Origin of the sequence: Streptomyces liliiviolaceus (assembly GCF_018070025.1) — a bacterium.
GTDB lineage: Bacteria > Actinomycetota > Actinomycetes > Streptomycetales > Streptomycetaceae > Streptomyces > Streptomyces liliiviolaceus.
In genome coordinates this window covers 8123693-8142573 of record NZ_JAGPYQ010000001.1, presented here as the reverse complement: position 1 = coordinate 8142573, position 18881 = coordinate 8123693, and the positions used below count along the sequence as shown (strand labels likewise).

At 70.8% G+C, this 18881-nt stretch carries 18 protein-coding genes and 1 riboswitch; of the genes, 10 read left to right on the top strand and 8 right to left on the bottom strand.

Annotated features, from left to right (window positions below; translation table 11 throughout):
- Positions 1-35: 35 nt before the first annotated feature.
- Positions 36-2351 carry a glycogen debranching protein GlgX gene (gene glgX, locus J8N05_RS34500; protein ID WP_210889681.1) on the bottom strand — a complete coding sequence of 772 codons (2316 nt, stop codon included), beginning with the start codon at positions 2349-2351 and terminating at the stop codon, positions 36-38.
- Positions 2352-2592: 241 nt separating this feature from the next.
- Here glgX and J8N05_RS34495 point away from each other — a divergent pair, with 241 nt between their 5' ends.
- From J8N05_RS34495 to J8N05_RS34465, 7 genes are all read left to right on the top strand, one after another.
- Positions 2593-3825 carry a L,D-transpeptidase gene (locus tag J8N05_RS34495; RefSeq protein WP_210889679.1) on the top strand — a complete coding sequence of 411 codons (1233 nt, stop codon included), beginning with the start codon at positions 2593-2595 and terminating at the stop codon, positions 3823-3825.
- Between the two features lie 180 nt (positions 3826-4005).
- Positions 4006-5253, top strand: a complete 1248-nt coding sequence (locus J8N05_RS34490) for a L,D-transpeptidase (protein WP_210889678.1) — start codon at positions 4006-4008, stop codon at positions 5251-5253.
- Between the two features lie 138 nt (positions 5254-5391).
- On the top strand, positions 5392-6159 hold the full coding sequence (locus J8N05_RS34485) for an enoyl-CoA hydratase/isomerase family protein (RefSeq protein ID WP_210889676.1): 768 nt from the start codon (positions 5392-5394) through the stop codon (positions 6157-6159).
- A gap of 303 nt (positions 6160-6462) precedes the next feature.
- Entirely contained in the window at positions 6463-6966 is a 504-nt protein-coding gene (locus tag J8N05_RS34480) for an ATP-binding protein (protein ID WP_210889674.1), read from the top strand.
- 296 nt (positions 6967-7262) lie between these two features.
- Entirely contained in the window at positions 7263-7877 is a 615-nt protein-coding gene (locus tag J8N05_RS34475; RefSeq protein WP_210889672.1) for an ADP-ribosyltransferase, read from the top strand.
- 89 nt (positions 7878-7966) lie between these two features.
- Positions 7967-8179 carry an EF-hand domain-containing protein gene (locus tag J8N05_RS34470; protein ID WP_210890568.1) on the top strand — a complete coding sequence of 71 codons (213 nt, stop codon included), beginning with the start codon at positions 7967-7969 and terminating at the stop codon, positions 8177-8179.
- A 146-nt stretch (positions 8180-8325) separates the two neighbouring features.
- Positions 8326-8985, top strand: coding sequence for an NADPH-dependent F420 reductase (locus tag J8N05_RS34465; RefSeq protein WP_247706622.1), 660 nt, complete (start codon positions 8326-8328; stop codon positions 8983-8985).
- 15 nt (positions 8986-9000) lie between these two features.
- Here the strand turns inward: J8N05_RS34465 and J8N05_RS34460 are convergent, their stop codons facing one another.
- The 7 genes from J8N05_RS34460 to gcvT all read right to left on the bottom strand — a co-directional run bounded on the left by J8N05_RS34460 (position 9001) and on the right by gcvT (position 15773).
- Positions 9001-9543, bottom strand: a complete 543-nt coding sequence (locus J8N05_RS34460; protein ID WP_210889669.1) for an MOSC domain-containing protein — start codon at positions 9541-9543, stop codon at positions 9001-9003.
- A gap of 108 nt (positions 9544-9651) precedes the next feature.
- On the bottom strand, positions 9652-10524 hold the full coding sequence (locus J8N05_RS34455) for a hypothetical protein (protein ID WP_210889667.1): 873 nt from the start codon (positions 10522-10524) through the stop codon (positions 9652-9654).
- Between the two features lie 73 nt (positions 10525-10597).
- The gene (locus J8N05_RS34450) at positions 10598-11155 is read right to left on the bottom strand and encodes a glycoside hydrolase family 25 protein (RefSeq protein WP_210889665.1); all 558 of its coding nucleotides are present in this window, start codon (positions 11153-11155) and stop codon (positions 10598-10600) included.
- Between the two features lie 170 nt (positions 11156-11325).
- The gene (locus J8N05_RS34445) at positions 11326-12711 is read right to left on the bottom strand and encodes an L-serine ammonia-lyase (protein ID WP_210889663.1); all 1386 of its coding nucleotides are present in this window, start codon (positions 12709-12711) and stop codon (positions 11326-11328) included.
- A gap of 110 nt (positions 12712-12821) precedes the next feature.
- The gene (glyA, locus tag J8N05_RS34440; protein ID WP_210889661.1) at positions 12822-14084 is read right to left on the bottom strand and encodes a serine hydroxymethyltransferase; all 1263 of its coding nucleotides are present in this window, start codon (positions 14082-14084) and stop codon (positions 12822-12824) included.
- Between the two features lie 30 nt (positions 14085-14114).
- Positions 14115-14492: a glycine cleavage system protein GcvH gene (gene gcvH / locus J8N05_RS34435; RefSeq protein ID WP_210889659.1), complete on the bottom strand. Its 378-nt coding sequence runs from the start codon at positions 14490-14492 to the stop codon at positions 14115-14117.
- Positions 14493-14645: 153 nt separating this feature from the next.
- On the bottom strand, positions 14646-15773 hold the full coding sequence (gene gcvT / locus J8N05_RS34430; protein WP_210889656.1) for a glycine cleavage system aminomethyltransferase GcvT: 1128 nt from the start codon (positions 15771-15773) through the stop codon (positions 14646-14648).
- Positions 15774-15936: 163 nt separating this feature from the next.
- A riboswitch (glycine riboswitch) is annotated at positions 15937-16053 on the bottom strand.
- 193 nt (positions 16054-16246) lie between these two features.
- Between gcvT and J8N05_RS34425 the strand changes: the two genes are divergently transcribed.
- From J8N05_RS34425 to J8N05_RS34415, 3 genes are all read left to right on the top strand, one after another.
- Positions 16247-16933, top strand: coding sequence for an AAA family ATPase (locus J8N05_RS34425; protein ID WP_210889655.1), 687 nt, complete (start codon positions 16247-16249; stop codon positions 16931-16933).
- Positions 16934-16983: 50 nt separating this feature from the next.
- Positions 16984-17769 (top strand): enhanced serine sensitivity protein SseB, encoded by a 786-nt coding sequence (locus J8N05_RS34420; protein ID WP_210890567.1) that lies wholly within the window; start codon positions 16984-16986, stop codon positions 17767-17769.
- A gap of 265 nt (positions 17770-18034) precedes the next feature.
- On the top strand, positions 18035-18826 hold the full coding sequence (locus J8N05_RS34415; RefSeq protein WP_210889652.1) for an enhanced serine sensitivity protein SseB C-terminal domain-containing protein: 792 nt from the start codon (positions 18035-18037) through the stop codon (positions 18824-18826).
- The last annotated feature ends 55 nt before the right edge of the window (positions 18827-18881 follow it).

The window sequence follows — 18881 nt, the reverse complement described above, 5'->3', positions numbered from 1 at the left end:
CCGCAGGCCAGGGGCGCGCCGGGTACCGCGCCCCCTCAGTCCACCACCCGCAGCAGCAGCACCGCCCGAGCCGGCACGGTGATCGTCGCGCCCGCCCGGTGCACCACGCCCGGCGCGGCCGACTGCTCCTCCCGCGAGGTGTCGACGACGACCTCGTAGGACCGGGCCCACGGCGGCCCCGGCAGGACGAAGGCCGCCGGTCTGTCGCCCGCGTGCAGCACCGCGAGGAAGCTGTCGTCCGTCACGGGCACGCCCCGCGCGTCCCGCCCCGGGATGTCCCGGCCGGACAGGAACATGCCCAGCGTGCCGGCGGGCGCGTACCAGTCCCGTTCCGTCATCTCCGTGCCGTGCGCGGTGAACCACGCCAGGTCCCGCAGCCCGTCGGCCGAGTGCGCCCGCCCGGAGAAGAAGGCGCGCCGCCGCAGCACCGGATGCGCGTGGCGCAGGGCGATCAGCCGGGACGTCAGGTCGGACAGGGCCCGCCAGCCGGGGTCGTCCAGCAGGCTCCAGTCGAGCCAGCTGATCTCGTTGTCCTGGCAGTACGCGTTGTTGTTGCCGCCCTGCGTGCGCCCCAGTTCGTCGCCCGCGACCAGCATCGGGACGCCCGTGGAGAGCAGCAGCGTGGTCAGCAGGTTACGGAGCTGGCGGCGCCGCAGAGCGCGTGTCCGGGCGTCCTCGGTCTCTCCCTCGGTGCCGCAGTTCCACGCCCGGTTGTCGTCGGTGCCGTCCCGGTTCCCCTCGCCGTTCGCCTCGTTGTGCTTGCGCTCGTACGACACCATGTCCCGCAGGGTGAAACCGTCGTGGGCGGTCACGAAGTTCACCGAGGCGTACGGCCGCCGCCCGCCCCACGCGTACAGGTCGCTCGACCCCGAGAGCCGGTACCCGAGGTCCCGTACGTCCGGCAGCGCGCCCCGCCAGAAGTCCCGTACGGCGTTGCGGTAGCGGTCGTTCCACTCCGTCCACAGGGGTGGGAAGGCGCCCACCTGGTAGCCGCCGGAGCCGACGTCCCACGGCTCGGCGATCAGCTTCACGCGGCGCAGCACCGGGTCCTGCGCGATGACGGCGAGGAACGGGGAGAGCATGTCGACGTCGTGCATGGACCGGGCGAGCGCCGCCGCGAGGTCGAAGCGGAAGCCGTCGACGCCCATCTCCGTCACCCAGTAGCGCAGCGAGTCCGTGATCAGCCGCAGCACGTGCGGCTGCACGACGTGCAGGGTGTTGCCGCAGCCCGTGTAGTCCGCGTACCGCCGGGCGTCGTCCTGCAGCCGGTAGTAGCCGCGGTTGTCGATCCCGCGCAGCGACAGGGTCGGGCCCAGCTCGCTCGCCTCCGCCGTGTGGTTGTAGACCACGTCGAGGATGACCTCGATGCCCGCGGCGTGCAGCGCGCGCACCATGCGCTTGAACTCGCCGACCTGCTGGCCGTTGGTCCCGGAGGCCGCGTATCCCGCGTGCGGGGCGAAGTAGCCGATCGAGTTGTAGCCCCAGTAGTTCTTCATGCCCCGGCGCAGCAGATGGTCCTCGTGCGCGAACTGGTGCACCGGCAGCAGTTCCACGGCCGTCACACCGAGCGACGTCAGGTGCTCGATCGCGGCCGGGTGCGCCAGCCCCGCGTACGTGCCCTGCAGTTCCTCCGGAATCCCGGGGTGCAGCTTGGTGAAGCCCTTGACGTGCAGCTCGTAGATGACGGAGTCCGCCCAGGGCGTCTTCGGGCGCCGGTCGTCCGCCCACTCGTCACCGGGTGTGTCGTCGTGGACGACCACCCCCTTGGGGACGAACGGCGCCGAGTCCCGGTCGTCGCGCACGGTGTCCGCCACGTGCTGCTGCGGCCAGTCGCGCACATGCCCGTACACCTCCGGCGGCAGACTCCCGAACTCGTCGCGTCCGGCGCCGTCCACGGCACGGGCGTACGGGTCCAGGAGCAGCTTCGCGGGGTTCCAGCGGGCGCCGGTCCACGGGTCCCAGCGGCCGTGCACCCGGAAGCCGTACCGCTGACCGGGCCGCACGCCGGGCACGAAGCCGTGCCAGATCTCATGGGTCAGCTCGGTGAGGGGAACCCGGACCTCGTAGCCCCCGCCGCCCCCGTCCCCTTCGCCGGGCGAGCCGAAGAGACAGAGCTCGACCGACTCGGCCCCGCCCGCCCACAGCGCGAAGTTGGTGCCCGAGACCCCGTCGGGCCCGGTCCTGAAGCGTGCCCCGAGCGGGGTCGGCGCACCCGGCCACACGGAGACGCCCGGCGCCGTGAGGGCCGTGCCGTTCACCGCGGGGGCGGCCTGCGCGGGCAGCCCTCCGCCGAGGGCGCGCCCCTCCCGCACCGGTTCCCGCACTGCCTCCTGCTCGGCTGCGCTCGACACCCTGGGCCCTCCCGCGACTCGGTCGGAGCGGCACGAGGAGGACCGCGGTGTCCCGGCCGCGGTCCTCTGTCGCGTCGTCCTCCCCACTGTTCTGCCCAGAGCCGGGCTCGCACTCACGTTTCCTGAGGCGGAGGCCGAACAGAGGCACGGAATGCGAGGTGCGCCCGGCGCCGCCCGGCGCGGTCCGGTACCCGCCGAACGGACCCACTTCCCCGGGGCCCGCTCCGTCGTTGGGTCCCACGTGATGCACGCACAGACGCGCCCGGGGCGCTCAGGGGCCGCGCTGGCCGCCGTACTGACATGGGCGGCCCTGCTGGCCGCGGCCGCGGGATGCACCTCGCACGGGGTGGACGAGATGCTGGGCAAGCCCCGCTCGCCCGAGGAGGCGATCCGGGTCTCGCCGGACGACGGCAGCAAGGCCGTTCGGCCCGAGGAGGGCCTGAAGGTACGGGTGCCGGCCGGGCGCCTGGAGTCCGTGAAGGTCGTGAAGTCCCAGGACGCGCAGGAGTTCCCGGTGCCCGGCTCGATCGGCCCGGACGGCGCGACCTGGCGGCCCGACGACCCGAAGCTCGCGCTCGCCGCCAAGTACACGGTGGACGCGGTCGCGCTCGACGCCCACGGCCGGCGGGTGGCCCGGCACGTCACGTTCACGACGTACGTCCCCGACGAGCGGTTCATCGGCTACGTCATGCCGGAGAACCGCTCTACCGTCGGCACCGGCATGATCGTGTCCCTGGAGTTCAACCGCGAGATCGAGAACCGGGCCGCCGTCGAGCGCGCCATCCGTGTGACCTCCGTGCCGAGGACGGAGATCGCCCCGCACTGGTTCGGCGAGGACCGCCTCGACTTCCGGCCCGAGACCTACTGGAAGCCCGGCACCAAGGTCACCGTCGACCTGCGGCTGCGGGACGTCGAGGCGGCCACCGGCGTGTACGGGCTGCAGTACAAGACCTTCTCCTTCACGGTCGGCCGCAGCCAGACCAGCGTCGTCGACGCCGCCGCCCACACCATGCGGGTGACCCGCGACGGTGAACTCCTGTCCACGGTGCCGATCACCGCGGGAGCCCCCGGCAACACCACGTACAACGGGAAGATGGTGATCACCGAGATGCTGGAGGTGACCCGGATGAACGGGGCCACCGTCGGTTTCAAACGGGCCGACGGCAAGGGCGAGTACGACATCCCGGACGTCCCGCACGCCGTGCGCCTCACCTCCTCCGGCACCTTCCTGCACGGCAACTACTGGGCCAAGGGCGTGTTCGGCACCGCCAATGTCAGCCACGGGTGCGTGGGACTGCGCGATGTGAAGGGCGGCAGCTCCGCGACCCCGGCGGGCTGGTTCTTCGACCGCAGCCTCATCGGTGACGTCGTCGAGGTCGTCCGCAGCAATGACAAGAAGGTCGCTCCCGACAACGGCCTCGGTGGGTGGAACATGGGCTGGAAAGCCTGGAAAGCGGGCTCCGCGGTGAAGTAGACCGACATAGGGGTACGCACAGGAAAGGCCCCCATCGCGCTCCCGGCTCCAGCAGTTGGGACTGAACGGTGACATTCCCGGGAGGTCATCTCTCCTGGCAGTGTGATTAATTAGCGCGATGCGTGCGCGTGAACGCGCCGTAGTACGGGCCTGAACAGGCCGTGCGAGGGGAGAACGAACTTGAACGGGCGACCGATATCGGGGGCGTCGGTTGGCGCGCGGACACGGAACGGCAAGGGAGCCCTGGCACTTGTGCTGGGGGTGCTGCTGCTTCTCGTGACCGCGTGCGGCGGAGGAGGGGACTCGGACTCCGGGTCCGGCGGGGACAAGGACAAGGGCAAGGATTCCAGCCAGGCGGACACCAAGGTCTCGCAGGCGGTCGTGACCATCGCGCCGAAGGACGGCGCCGACGCCGTCAAGACCAGCGGCGCGCTCAAGGTGACGGCGGCCAAGGGCAAACTGACCGAGGTGAAGGTCGAGGACACCAAGGGCAACCCGGTCGAGGGGAAGATCACCGGCGGGGGCGCCAGCTGGACGCCCGCCGCCCACCTCGCGGCCTCGACCAAGTACAAGGTCCACGCGGTGGCGAAGGACTCCGAGGGCCGTGAGGCCGCCGAGGAGTCCGCGTTCACCACGCTGACCCCGAAGAACACGTTCGTCGGCATCTTCACGCCCGAGGACGGTTCCAAGGTCGGCGTCGGGATGCCCTTCTCGGTGCGCTTCACCCGGGGCATCACGCACCCCGAGGACATCGAGAAGGCCATCAAGATCAAGACCGAGCCCGCGGTCGACGTCGAGGGCCACTGGTTCGGCAACGACCGCCTCGACTTCCGCCCCGAGGAGTACTGGAAGTCCGGTACGAAGGTCACCGTCACCCTGAACCTCGACGGTGTCGAGGGCCGGCCCGGTGTCTACGGCGAGCAGGCCAAGACCGTGAAGTTCACGATCGGCCGCAGCCAGGTCTCCACCGTCGACGTCAAGACCAAGAAGATGACCGTCAAGCGCGACGGCAAGGTCATCAAGACCATCCCGGTCACGACCGGCAAGGCGGGTTACGAGACCTGGAACGGCCAGATGGTCATCAGCGAGCGCCTCCGGGTGACCCGTATGAACGGCGAGACGGTCGGCTACGGCGGCGAGTACGACATCAAGGACGTGCCGGACGCGATGCGCCTGTCCAACTCGGGCACGTTCATCCACGGCAACTACTGGGGCGGCGACGCCTTCGGCAACTACAACGCCAGCCACGGCTGCATAGGCCTGCGCGACCAGCGCGGCGGCGGTGACCGGGGAGCCCCGGCCGCGTGGTTCTTCGACCGCTCGATCGTCGGCGACGTCGTGATCGTGAAGAACTCCAACGACCGGATCATCGACCCGGACAACGGCCTCAACGGCTGGAACATGTCGTGGGAGAAGTGGACGGCCTGACCCGCCGCCCCGCTCGCTGACGCCGTACGGCCCCGGTGCGCTCCGCTGTGACGGAGCACACCGGGGCCGTTGCCGTTGGCCTTCGTGCTGCGTCCTCCCCGGGGGACGACCCCCCGGACCCCCCGATACGGTGCCCTCATGACTGTGCATCTCGAAGTCGCCGAAGGTGTCGGCACGATCCGCCTCGACCGTCCGCCCATGAACGCGCTGGACGTCGCCACACAGGACCGGCTCAAGGAACTCGCCGAGGAGGCCACCCGCCGCGAGGACGTACGGGCCGTCATCCTCTACGGCGGCGAGAAGGTGTTCGCGGCGGGCGCGGACATCAAGGAGATGCAGGCCATGGACCACGCGGCCATGGTCGTACGCTCCCGGGCCCTCCAGGACTCCTTCACCGCCGTGACCCGCATCCCCAAGCCGGTCGTCGCCGCGGTCACCGGCTACGCGCTGGGCGGCGGCTGCGAACTGGCGCTGTGCGCCGACTACAGGATCGCCGGGGACAACGCCAAGCTGGGCCAGCCCGAGATCCTCCTCGGTCTGATCCCGGGCGCCGGCGGCACCCAGCGCCTGTCCCGGCTGATCGGCCCCTCCCGCGCGAAGGACCTCATCTTCACCGGCCGCATGGTCAAGGCCGACGAGGCCCTGACGCTCGGCCTGGTGGACAAGGTCGTACCGGCCGCCGACGTGTACACCGAGGCGCACGCCTGGGCCGCGAAACTCGCCCAGGGACCGGCGCTCGCGCTGCGCGCGGCCAAGGAGTCCGTCGACGTCGGCCTGGAGACGGACATCGAGACCGGACTCGCGGTCGAACGCACCTGGTTCGCGGGCCTGTTCGCGACGGAGGACCGGGAGTCGGGGATGCGGAGCTTCGTCGAGGAGGGCCCGGGCAAGGCGAAGTTCCGCTGACGCGAAAGAAGTTGGAAAACTGCCGCCGGTCCACTTGCTGTTGACGCGATGTATCACCCGTGCGCGTGGAGATTCGGCTCGGCGGACGGCTTATCGGACCCTTAAGGCAGGCTTAAGGCTTCCTTGCGGGGGAGCGCGGGCGATTGCCCCGAACGCCCCTGTCCGCGCAGGCCAGATGGGGTCCATAGGCCACTGTGATGCCGATGGCATATGTCAATCGGATGATGCGGAACAATGGGTTCCGGGGGGCGTATTCCTCCGGAACACCCCCGCAGAAGCCCCTTCGGGGGTCATGATGGGGGCATGGCGGGGCTGGAGGGCATCGAACAGCCGCGGCGGCACGGGAGCGCGACCGCGGCGCGCTGGTCGCCTGCTGTCGAGGACGAACACGCGCTGAAGGCGCTGGAACTGTTCGGCAACCCCACCGAGGCGGAGGTGCCGCTGCCGTCCCGGCCGGAGTCCGCCGCCACGGCGCGCCGGCTCACCCAGGTCGTGGTGCTCCGCCAGTGGGGGCTCTCGCCGAAGATGACCGAGGACGCCGTGTTACTGGTGTCGGAACTCGTGGGCAATGCCGTGCGGCACACGGGGGCGCGGGTCTTCGGGCTTCGCATGCGGCGCCGGCGCGGATGGATCCGCGTCGAGGTCCGCGATCCCTCGCGGGGGCTGCCCTGTCTGATGCCGGTCCAGGACACGGACGTCAGCGGCCGGGGCCTGTTCCTCGTGGACAAACTGTCCGACCGCTGGGGAGTCGACCTCCTCCCACGCGGCAAGACGACATGGTTCGAGATGAGGGTGGCGGACCGCTAGGGGTTTCTCGCCCCCGCCGCCCCTACCCTTCCCGTCACTGACTCGGGGGCGCTGCCCCCGAACCCCCGGTCCTCAAACGCCGGACGGGCTGAAAGACATCTTTCAGCCCGTCCGGCGTTTGAGGACGAGCGCGAAGCGCGACAAGGGGGGCGAGGGGGCGCAGCCCCCATGCGTGGACGGGAACGGGTAGGGGCGGCGGGGGCGAAAAAGGTCCCCGCGGCAACCCCGCCCAGGGACACGCCGCCATACGAGTGAGGGTCCACCCCCGCCGCAGACCCCACCGAGATCGTGCTCCCATGATCACACCCCGCTGGAAGCGCCACGCAGCCACCCTCGCCTTCACCCTGACCGCAGTCCTCACGACATCCGCCGCGACACCCCCCGCACAGACCCCCACCAAGCCCACGGCGAAGGCGGCAGCCGCCCCCGCCTGCCCCCAGTTCGCGGACCCCGTCCACGCCGCAGCCGACCACCGCGTGGACGTCGACCGCATCACCCCGGACCCCGCCTGGCGCACCAGCTGCGGCACGCTCTACCGCAGTGACGGCCGCGGCCCGGCCGTCGTCTTCGAGCAGGGCTTCCTGCCGAAGGACGTCATCGACGGCCAGTACGACATCGAGCAGTACGTCCTGGTCAACCAGCCCTCCCCGTACGTCTCCACGAGCTACGACCACGACCTCTACAAGACGTGGTGGAAGAGCGGCTACAACTACTACATCGACGCCCCGGGCGGCGTGGACGTCAACAAGACCATCGGCGACACCCACAGGTGGGCCGACCAGGTCGAGGTCGCCTTCCCGGGCGGTATCGCGCGGCAGTACATCATCGGCGTCTGCCCCGTCGACAAGAAGACCAAGACCGAGATCATGAGCGACTGCGAGAGCAACCCGCACTACGAGCCCTGGCACTGACTCCGGCGCCCGGGTGGTCGCCGCGTCGCGCGCCGGAGCGGAACGTTAATCTGACCTCGTCAGTGAAGCACCACGAAGGGGCGGGTCCGGTGGCGGACATCGAGGAAGCACGCAAGGCGTTCGAGCGCATCGACGTGGACGGGGACGGCTACATCACCGCCGCCGAGTTCAAGAAGGCCCTGGCCCAGGGCGGGGACTGGAACGTCACGGAGTCGGTGGCCGAGGCCGTCATCGCCGCCCAGGACCTCAACGGCGACAAGCTGCTCTCGTTCGACGAGTTCTGGGCCCACATCAACAAGTGACCCGAGCGACAGGGGCGCCCACCGGTTCAGGGTGGGCGCCCCTTTGTCGTGTTCGTCCATCCGAGTGGGGCTCGGAATAGCCCGGTATGAACCCGGGTTGGTATATCGCGCCAGGAGTCACCCACCCCCTCGAAGGGCGAGCCCCCATGAAGATCGGCATCATCGGAGCAGGGAACATCGGCGGCAACCTCACCCGCCGCCTCACCGCGCTCGGGCACGACGTGTACGTCGCCAACTCCCGCGGCCCGCAGACGCTCACCGCGCTGGCGGAGGAGACCGGAGCCACCCCCGTCAGCGTCGAGGAGGCTCCCCGGGGCGCCGAGGTCGTCGTCGTCACGATCCCCCTGAAGGCCATCCCCGACCTGCCGTCCGGACTGCTGGACCAGGCTGCCGACGGGGTGACCGTCATCGACACCGGCAACTACTACCCGCAGCGGGACGGCAGGATCGCCGCGATCCTGGACGAGGGGCTGACGGAATCCCGCTGGACGGCACAGCACCTCGGTCACACGGTCGTCAAGGCCTTCAACGGCACGTACGCGCAGGACATCCTGGACCGCCCCCGCCCGGCCGGCGCCCCCGACCGCATCGCCCTCCCGGTGGCGGCCGACGACGCGACCGCCAAGCAGGTCGTACGCGCCCTCATCGACGAACTCGGCTTCGACACCGTGGACGCGGGCGGCCTCGACGACTCCTGGCGCCAGCAGCCCGCCACCCCCGTCTACGGCCTCCAGGAGGGCGTGGACGCGGTGACGAAGGCCCTGGCCGCGGCGTCCAGGGAACGCACCCCGGACTTCACCGCGTAACTGCTCCGCCCCCGCTCAGACGATCTCCAGCGGCAGGTGCGGCCCGGCCGGCAGTTCGACCTCCACGGGGTCCCCGGGCCGCACCACGCCACCCGCGACGACCACACTCATGATCCCGGACCGGAACCGGGCCCTGCCGTCCTCGCCCCGCCCGACGACCTGCTTCATGAGCCCCTTCTGGAAGGTGTCGATCTGCGCGCACGGATTGCGCAGCCCGGTGACCTCCACCACGGCCTCGTCCCCGAGCCGCAGCAGGGTCCCGGCCGGCAGCCCCAGCAGATCGATGCCCCGGGTGGTGACGTTCTCCCCGAGCTCCCCGGCCGCGACCTCGAACCCGGCTCCCCGGACCTCGTCGAACAGCTCCTCGTGGATCAGGTGCACCTGCCGCAGATTCGGCTGCGTGGGATCCTTCCGCATCCGGAACCGGTGCTTGACGGTCACCCCCGCATGCACATCACCCTCGACCCCGAGCCCCGCGAGCAGCATGATGCTCGCGCGGTTCGGCTTGGTGAACGAGTACACACCGTTGCTGCTCACCGCAGCGACACTCCCACCCATGCTGTGCAGCTCCCCTCGTCCTCACGGTTGCCGTCGAACCGCAGGACAGAGCCTACGGGCGGGCCCGAGCATCCCGTCTCCCAGCTCACCCGGCTCCTCCCGGCTCTCTCAGCTCGTTCCGCCGACGCAGATCGCCTGCGACACCATCCCCCGGTCGGGCGCCGCGGTCATGGAGGTGCTCGCCCGGTCGAGCTGGGAGGGCGGATACACCTCTTGGAGGAAGGAGTTCCCGGAGTCGGCGGGACTGCCCCCGCCGCCGACGCCGTGCACCCGCGTTCCGGACGGACACGCGGCGGCGGCGTCGTCCAGGTTCCGCACCGTGGCCACGACGACGGCGTGATTCGTGGTGCAGATGCCGAGAACGCGCACCCGGATCATCCCGGGATGGTCCCCCCGGGCACGGACCGTGGCCATCGCGGCATCGCGCGCTCCGGTCGACCGGAACAGTTGCAGGCCCGCGTGGAGATCGGGGAACGCGGCGGCCCCGGTGCCGATCACGCGCTTGCCCGCCGGGCACCTGACCCGCGCGGTCGCGAAACCGATGTCCGAGGCGAACGCGGAGACCTGCTGGTAGCCGGGCAGGGAGGCGGCGGGCGCACAGAGCGCGTACGCCTCCAGCCACCACCCCGCGGTGAACCCGGTGCCCGGCTCACTGGCCGTGGCCCGGAAATAGTCACGCTGCAGCAGGAGGTCGCGCCCGGGTTCCGCCCCGGTCAGCGCCACGACGCCGTGACCGTGGTCGAAGGCCCACCCGCCGCCGCCGACCACCCGGTGACCCGCGGGACACTGAGCCCTTCTGCTCTTGCGCGGCTCCGAGTTGTCCGGAGTCGGTCCGGAAGGCACTCTGACCAGTCCTGGAACGGCCGCCACGGGGGCCGCTCGCGGCGCCCGGTCCACCGACGGGCCGGACGGCGTCACCAGTACCGTGACGGCGGCGGCGACAGCGGCGGCGGCCCGCCATCGTCCTTTCGCCCTTCGCATCGCGCCCCCCGTATCCGGCACTCGGCATCCGGCTCCGTCGAGCGTCTCGCCGTTCACGGGGGGAGTCCACCTGTCAGGCGTCCTCGGCCCATTCGCGCAGGGCGGCCTTGCTGGAGAAATCCGCGACGTTCTTGTCCAGCGGGTCGTCCGTGTACTGGTGGAAGCGCCACTTGGCCTGGATACGGGGCTTGCCCGCCGTCACGTAGTCCGCGATCCAGAGGCCGTCACCGGCGTAGGACGTGTCGTCGACGTTCAACCAGTAGCTCCGGTTGCAATAGAGGATGACCCTGTTGTTCGGTCGCAACTCCCTCACCTTGCGGATGAAGCGGTCCTTCTCCGCGTTGCTGGCGTGGGTTCCCTCGCCCGTCGTCTCCCAGTCCACGGCGAGGATGTCGCCGGCCTTCTCCGGGGCCTTGCTGACGAAGTACTCGGCCTGCGCCGTGAGGTTGCCGGGCCACAGGAAGTGGTAGAAACCCACCACGCAGCCGGCGTCCCTGGCCCGCTTCGTCTGCGCGCTCAGCTTCGGGTTGACGTACGTCCGGCCTTCCGTGGCCTTGACGAAGACGAAGGACAGGCCCTCGGTGCTGTACGAGGACGACTGGTAGGCACTTACGTCGATGCCGCGCAACATGCGTGACTCCTTGGTGCTGGGGTGGCCGGAAACACGGATCGTGCTTCCTGGGGCCTGTGGGGGGCAATCCCCTTTGTGGTGCCCCCACTTGGCCCGTACTACCCTCACGCCCGTCAGCGCCCTGAAGGTTGCGCCGGAGCACGCGCCCCCTCGGGACGGCCTCTGAGGGCTCAGCACTCGATGATGTTCACCGCGAGCCCGCCCCGGGCCGTCTCCTTGTACTTGACGGACATGTCCGCGCCCGTCTCCTTCATCGTCTTGATGACCTTGTCGAGGGACACCTTGTGGGAGCCGTCGCCGCGCATGGCCATCTTCGCCGCCGTGACGGCCTTGACCGCGGCCATGCCGTTGCGCTCGATGCAGGGGATCTGGACGAGGCCGCCGACCGGGTCGCAGGTGAGACCGAGGTTGTGCTCCATGCCGATCTCGGCGGCGTTCTCGACCTGTTCGGGAGATCCGCCGAGCACCTCCGCCAGCGCGCCCGCCGCCATCGAGCAGGCCGAGCCGACCTCGCCCTGGCAGCCGACCTCGGCGCCGGAGATGGAGGCGTTCTCCTTGAAGAGCATGCCGATGGCGCCCGCGGCGAGCAGGAAGCGTACGACGCCGTCGTCCTTCTCGGCCTCCGAGGAGGAGGTGCCGGCGACGAAGTTGACGTAGTAGTGCAGGACCGACGGGATGATGCCCGCGGCGCCGTTGGTGGGGGCGGTCACGACCCGGCCGCCCGCCGCGTTCTCCTCGTTCACCGCCATCGCGTACAGGGTGATCCACTCCATGGCGTGGGCCAGCGGGTCGCCCTCGGCGCGCAGTTGGCGGGCCGACATGGCCGCGCGGCGGCGCACCCGCAGGCCGCCGGGGAGGATGCCCTCGCGGGACATGCCGCGCGTCACGCACGCCTGCATCACGCGCCAGATGGCGAGGAGCCCTTCGCGGATCTCCTCCTCGGTGCGCCAGGCCCGCTCGTTCTCCAGCATCAGCGCGGAGATGGACAGGCCGGTCTCGCGGGTGAGCCGCAGCAGCTCGTCGCCCGTGCGGAAGGGGTACTTCAGGACCGTGTCGTCCAGCACGATGCGGTCCGCGCCGACCGCGTCCTCGTCGACGACGAACCCGCCGCCCACCGAGTAGTACGTCTTCGACAGCACCTCGGCGCCCGAGGCGTCGTACGCCCACAGGGTCATGCCGTTCGCGTGGTACGGCAGTGTCTTGCGGCGGTGCAGCACCAGGTCGTCGTCGAAGGAGAAGTCGATCTCGTGCTCGCCGAGCAGATCGAGGCGGCCCGACGACTTGATCTTCTCGACCCGGTCGTCGGCGCCCTCGACGTCCACCGTGCGGGGCGAGGCGCCCTCCAGGCCGAGCAGGACCGCCTTGGGGGTGCCGTGGCCGTGTCCGGTCGCGCCCAGTGAGCCGTACAGCTCGGCGCGGACCGCGGTCACGGGGGTCAGCAGGTCCTCGTTGCGCAGGCGGTGCGCGAACATGCGTGCCGCGCGCATCGGGCCGACCGTGTGGGAGCTGGACGGGCCGATGCCGATCGAGAACAGGTCGAAGACCGAGATGGCCACGGGAACTCCTCAAAACGGGGTGAAGCGGGGTGGAACAGGGCGGAACGGGGTGGAACGGAACGGGGTACCGCGCGCACCTTCCAGTGTGCGCGGTACCCCGCGAAACGGAACTACTTGCCCAGACCGGGGTACAGCGGGTGCTTGTCGGCCAGGGCGGTCACCCGGGCCTTGAGCGCCGCCGCGTCGAAGGCCGGCTTCAGGGTCTCGGCGATGACGTCCGCGACCTCGGTGAAGTCCTCGGCCGTGAAGCCGCGGGTGGCGAGCGCGGGCGTACCGATCCGCAGACCCGAGGTGACCATCGGGGGCCGCGGGTCGTTCGGGACGGCGTTGCGGTTGACCGTGATGCCGACCTCGTGGAGGCGGTCCTCGGCCTGCTGGCCGTCCAGCTCGGACTCGCGCAGGTCGACCAGGATCAGGTGGACGTCCGTGCCGCCGGAGAGGACGTTCACCCCGGCCTCGCGGGCGTCGGCCGCCGTCAGCCGCTCGGCGAGGATGCGCGCGCCGTCGACCGTGCGCTGCTGGCGCTCCTTGAACTCCTCGGTGGCGGCGACCTTGAAGGAGACCGCCTTGGCCGCGATCACGTGCTCCAGGGGGCCGCCCTGGAAGCCCGGGAAGACGGACGAGTTGAGCTTCTTCGCGAAGGCCTTCTTGGCGAGGATGATCCCGCCGCGGGGCCCGCCGAGCGTCTTGTGGGTGGTGGAGGTGACCACGTCCGCGTACTCCACCGGGTTCGGGTGGAGGCCGGCCGCGACGAGACCCGCGAAGTGCGCCATGTCGACCCACAGGTGGGCCTCGACCTCGTCCGCGATACGGCGGAACTCGGCGAAGTCCAGCTGCCGGGGGTACGCCGACCAGCCCGCGATGATCACCTTGGGGCGGTGCTCCTTGGCGAGCCGCTCGACCTCGGCCATGTCGACCAGGCCGGCGTCGTCCACGTGGTAGGCGACCACGTTGAACTGCTTGCCGGAGAAGTTCAGCCGCATCCCGTGGGTCAGGTGACCGCCGTGGGCGAGGTCCAGGCCGAGGATGGTGTCGCCGGGCTGGGCCAGCGCGAAGAGCGCGGCCTGGTTGGCGGAGGCGCCCGAGTGCGGCTGCACGTTGGCGTACTCGGCGCCGAACAGCTCCTTGACCCGGTCGATCGCGATCTGCTCGGCGACGTCGACGTGCTCGCAGCCGCCGTAGTAGCGGCGGCCGGGGTAGCCCTCGGCGTACTTGTTGGTGAGGACCGAGCCCTGGGCCTCCATGACCGCGACCGGGGCGAAGTTCTCCGAGGCGATCATCTCAAGGGTGGACTGCTGACGGTTCAGCTCGGCGTCGAGGGCGGCGGCGACGTCCGGGTCGAGTTCGTGCAGGGGCGTGTTCAGAAGCGACATCGGTCTGGGGTCCTTAGCGAGGAGCCGGAATCAGGAGCCGGAGAATTCGGTGTACTCGGCGGCGGAGAGCAGGTCCTTCGGCTCGTCCGTCACCCGTACCTTGAAGAGCCAGCCACCCTCGAAGGGAGCGGTGTTCACCAGCGCGGGGTCGTCCACGACATCCTGGTTGATCTCGGTGATCTCACCGGTGACGGGTGAGTACAGGTCGCTCACCGACTTGGTCGACTCCAGCTCGCCGCAGGTCTCGCCCGCGGTCACCGCGGCACCGACCTCGGGGAGCTGGACGTACACCACGTCGCCGAGCGCGTTGGCCGCGTGCTCCGTGATGCCGACCGTCGAGACGCCGTCCTCGGCGCCCGACAGCCACTCGTGCTCCTTGCTGTAGCGCAGCTCTTGGGGGTTGCTCATGGCCTGAATTCTCCTGTACGCGGGTGAGTGCTGATGCAGGGGGAGTACGGGTGAGCTGGGCGGATGTGCCCAGGATCACGTGTGGCGCCTGCGGACCGGCGTCACGTGCGGCGCCTGTGGAGGGGCGTCACGTGCGGTGCTTGCGGACCAGTGTCACTTCTGGCGCTTGTAGAACGGCAGTGCCACGACCTCGTACGGCTCGTGACTGCCCCGGATGTCCACGCCGACACCGGTGGTGCCGGGCGCGGAGTGCTCCGCGTCGACGTAGGCCATCGCGATCGGCCTGCCGAGCGTCGGCGAGGGCGCGCCGGAGGTGACCTCGCCGATCACCTTGCCGCCGGCGACGACGGGGTAGCCGGCACGCGGGACGCGGCGGCCCTCGGCGATCAGGCCGACCAGGACGCGCGGGGGCGTCGACTCGGCACGTGCGGCGGCCTCGGAGAGCGCCTCGCGCCCCACGAAGTCACCCTCCTTCTCGAACTTCACGACCCGGCCGAGCCCCGCGTCGAACGGTGTGAGCGAGGTGCTCAGCTCATGCCCGTACAGCGGCATGCCCGCCTCCAGGCGCAGGGTGTCGCGGCAGGAGAGTCCGCAGGGGGCGAGCCCGGCCGCGGCTCCGGCGTCGGTCAGCGCCTGCCACAGCTTCTCGGCGTCGGCCGGGGCCACGAACAGCTCGAAGCCGTCCTCGCCGGTGTAGCCGGTGCGCGCGATCAGCGCCGGGACGCCCGCGACCGTGCCGGGCAGGCCCGCGTAGTACTTCAGGCCGTCCAGGTCGGCGTCGGTGAGGGACGTCAGGATGCCGGGGGACTCGGGGCCCTGGATCGCGAGCAGCGCGTAGGCGTCCCGGTCGTCGCGGACCTCGGCGTCGAAGCCGTCGGCGCGCTCCGTGAGGGCGTCCAGGACGACCTGGGCGTTGGAGGCGTTGGCCACGACCATGTACGCGGTGTCGGCGAGGCGGTAGACGATCAGGTCGTCGAGGATGCCGCCGTCGGCCCGGCAGATCATGGTGTAGCGGGCGCGGCCGGTCTTCACGCCGCCGATGTTGCCGACCAGCGCGTGGTCGAGGAGGGCCGCGGCCTGCGGTCCGCTCACGGTGATCTCGCCCATGTGCGAGAGGTCGAAGAGCCCGGCCCGGGTCCGGACGGCGAGGTGCTCGTCGCGCTCGGAGCCGTACCGCAGGGGCATGTCCCAGCCCGCGAAGTCGGTCATGGTCGCGCCCAGCGAGCGATGCAGGGCATCGAGGGCGGTGCGGCGCGGTTCGACGGGGGTGTTGCTGCTCATCGGCGGGGCTCCCAAGGCATGACGGCGAGGTCGTTCCTCCCCATCTGTCATCGGGACCTGAGAGGTTCGCCGTGACCCGCCGCCGAACACGGGGGTCACCGACTTGCACCTTGGGTGGGGCCTACGCCCTGACGGTCAGGGGCGGCCCGCTTTTCAGATGTGCCTCGTCCGTGCGGTATCGGGGGCCTGAGAGATTCAAGGGAGGGACTTGCTCCTTCGGCGCCCGGGCACTCGTACACCTGCGTGTACGTGTTTCCCGGAACTCTCCCGCGCGGATTCAAGCGGCCGGTATGCAGTTGGCGGGCACATCATTGCATGCCCCCGGCTCCGGCAGGGGGCCGCGCGGTGTCCGGACGGGTGGCCAGGGTGTTCACAGTGATCTGTGACGGGGCTGTGGCAGGACAAGAACAGAAACGGGGGGACCAGCGCATTACCTTCTCTTTACACTCGACGGAGATGGGTCTGCCGACCCCATGGGGAGGACGATCAGGGTGAACAGGACCACGGCGTACGCGACCAGTTCGGGCATCGCGCTGCCCAAGCAGCCACCCGCTCCGGCCAGGGAGGCGTGCGACCCGCTGGTGACCCCCGTCGTCCGCGACCTGCGGGCGCGCTCGGGCCACAGTCCGCACGGTCTGCGCTTCGGGGCGGCCGATCTGGTGGTGGTCACGGGGCTGCCGGGCAGCGGCAAATCGACCCTGATGCGCCGGGCGGTGACCGGCCGCCGCATCGACTCCCAGGACACCCGCGACCGCTGGGACGAGCGCCTGGCCCGTTTCCTGCCGTACGCGGTCTACCGCCCCCTCGTCCGCGCCGCGCACTACGCGGGCCTGCGCCGGGCCCTGCGCTCCGGGGAGGGCGTCGTCGTGCACGACTGCGGTACGCAGGCCTGGGTGCGCGACTGGCTCGCCCGGGACGCCCGTCGCCGCGGCGGGACCCTGCACCTGCTGCTCCTCGACGTCGACCCCGGTACGGCCCTGGACGGCCAGCGCGAGCGCGGCCGGGGCGTCTCGCGGTACGCGTTCGCGCGCCACCGCGGCGCGGTCGCCCGGCTGCTGCGCTCGGTGGAGAAGGGCGACCTCCCCAAGGGCTGCGGTTCCGCGGTGCTCGTCGACCGTGCCGCGGTGGACGTACTGCGTCGCATCGATTTCGGCGACTGAGGACGACTAACCTCGTCAACCGCACACGGCGGTTGGAGCAGGCGGTGGAGATGGACTTCCAGGCACGGGACATCCCGGCACACGCACACCCCCACATGGGATGGCCCGGCAACGAGTTGGAGGAGGTGCTCGCCGCCTCCCTGGGGCTCCCTCCGTCGCCCTCGACGGGGGCCCGGATCGTGGAGACCCTCGGGCGCAGCTTCATCTGGGTGCCGCTGCCGGAGGGGGGCGGCCCGCACAGCGGCCCGCTCGACCTGCCCACGATGGAGCTGGCCGGGCAGGCGTACGTGCCGGTCTTCACCTCGGAGCAGCAGTTCCGCCAGGTCGTCGGCGACCACATGGCGTACACGGTGGCACCCGCCGTGGAGTTCGCGCGCGGTCTGCCGCCCCAGGCCGGCATCGTCCTGAACCCGGACGGCACGGTCGGGATACCGCTGCCCCCGGCCGCCGTCGCCGAGCTGTGCCGGGCCGGGCGGACCGAACTGGACGGGCCCGCGAGCGGCGGCCGGGTCCGGCTCTTCCAGCCTGACTGGCAGGACGACCCGGTGGACTTCCTGGCCGCGGCCTCGGCGGAGTTCGAGGCGGCCGGCCCGGTGGTGAGCGCCCGGCGCTGTCTGGCGAGCATCGAGGGCGGCGACACGGTGATGTTCGTCGGTGTGGAGGTGGCCCACTGGGACGAGAACGCCCGCACCCTCCCCCTGGACGCCCTGGGCCGCGCCCTCGGCCGGGTCCCGTTGCCCCACCCGGTGAGCCTGGTCTTCCTGGACGTGGCCCAGGACCCGGTGGGCGACTGGCTGAGGGAGAAGGTCCGCCCGTTCTACACCCGAGCGTTCTAGGCGGGGCTATTTCGGGGCCGCCCGCAGGGCGCGCCCCGAAAGGGGCGCGGGGAACTGCGCGCCCAGCCACGTACGGCCCGCACCCGACAGCGCACAGAGAGTCCCGAGCTCAAAACACCAAACCCAGCGGAGCGCAACGGTGCTGTCGGGATCGCCACTTAAGCTGGTTTCATGGCTCGGTCGGGATGGTGCGATGTTCAAGTGAACGGGACACCTCATCGAACGGGGCCGGTATGTCAGTGATGTCGCGAAGGGGCGGTAGAAGGTGAGCGCGTCGGGCACGGCCGCGGCCGGGCAGGTCGAGCACATGCTGCGCCAAGTGACGCCCGGGCGTTACGACGCCTACGAGGCGCTCCTGCGCGCACTGGCGACCCCGCCGTCCGGCCAGGTGTGGATGCTGCTCTGGCACGGCCAGGCGGGCTCGCCCGACGCCCAGTACGGGAACATGGAGGTCGACGGCTTCGGCTACGCGCCCTGCGTGACCTCCGCCCAGGAGCTGTCGGCCAGCGGCTGGAACCGTTCGTACGAGGTGGTCGACGGGCTCGACGTGGCCCGCACCCTCTACCCCGACCACTACGGGCTCTGGCTGAACCCGCACGCGCCGGGCGGCGGCGTCGGCATCCCCTGGCTCGATCTGCGGCGCATCGCCACCGGTCTGGAGCGGCAGCCCGCGGGCCCGCTGCGGCTGTCCGAACCGGCCATCGAGATCCCGCAGTTCTACGCCCTGCTGACCCAGAACGCGCACCGGACGGCCGCCGTCCGCTCGCTGCGCCGCGCCTGGGTGCAGCCCGCGCTGGGCGCCCCGTACCTGGCCATCGGGCTCGATGTGTACGACACCAGCCCGCCGGCCGTGGACTCGGTGCGGGCGATGATGCAGCAGTCGATCGGCGCGGTGCCGGACGGGCTGCCGGTGTCGACCGTCGCGATGTCGGACGAGTACGACCCGGTGGCTCTGTGGCTGCGCGCCAACGCGCGGCCGTTCTACGACCGGGAGGCGCACGCGGCTCCCGTCCAGGCGCCCGCGGCGGGCGGTTACGGATTCCCCGGCACGTACTGAGATGATCTGGAGGGACACGGTCCATCCAGCCGGATGGTCGTGATCCGTCAGGCGG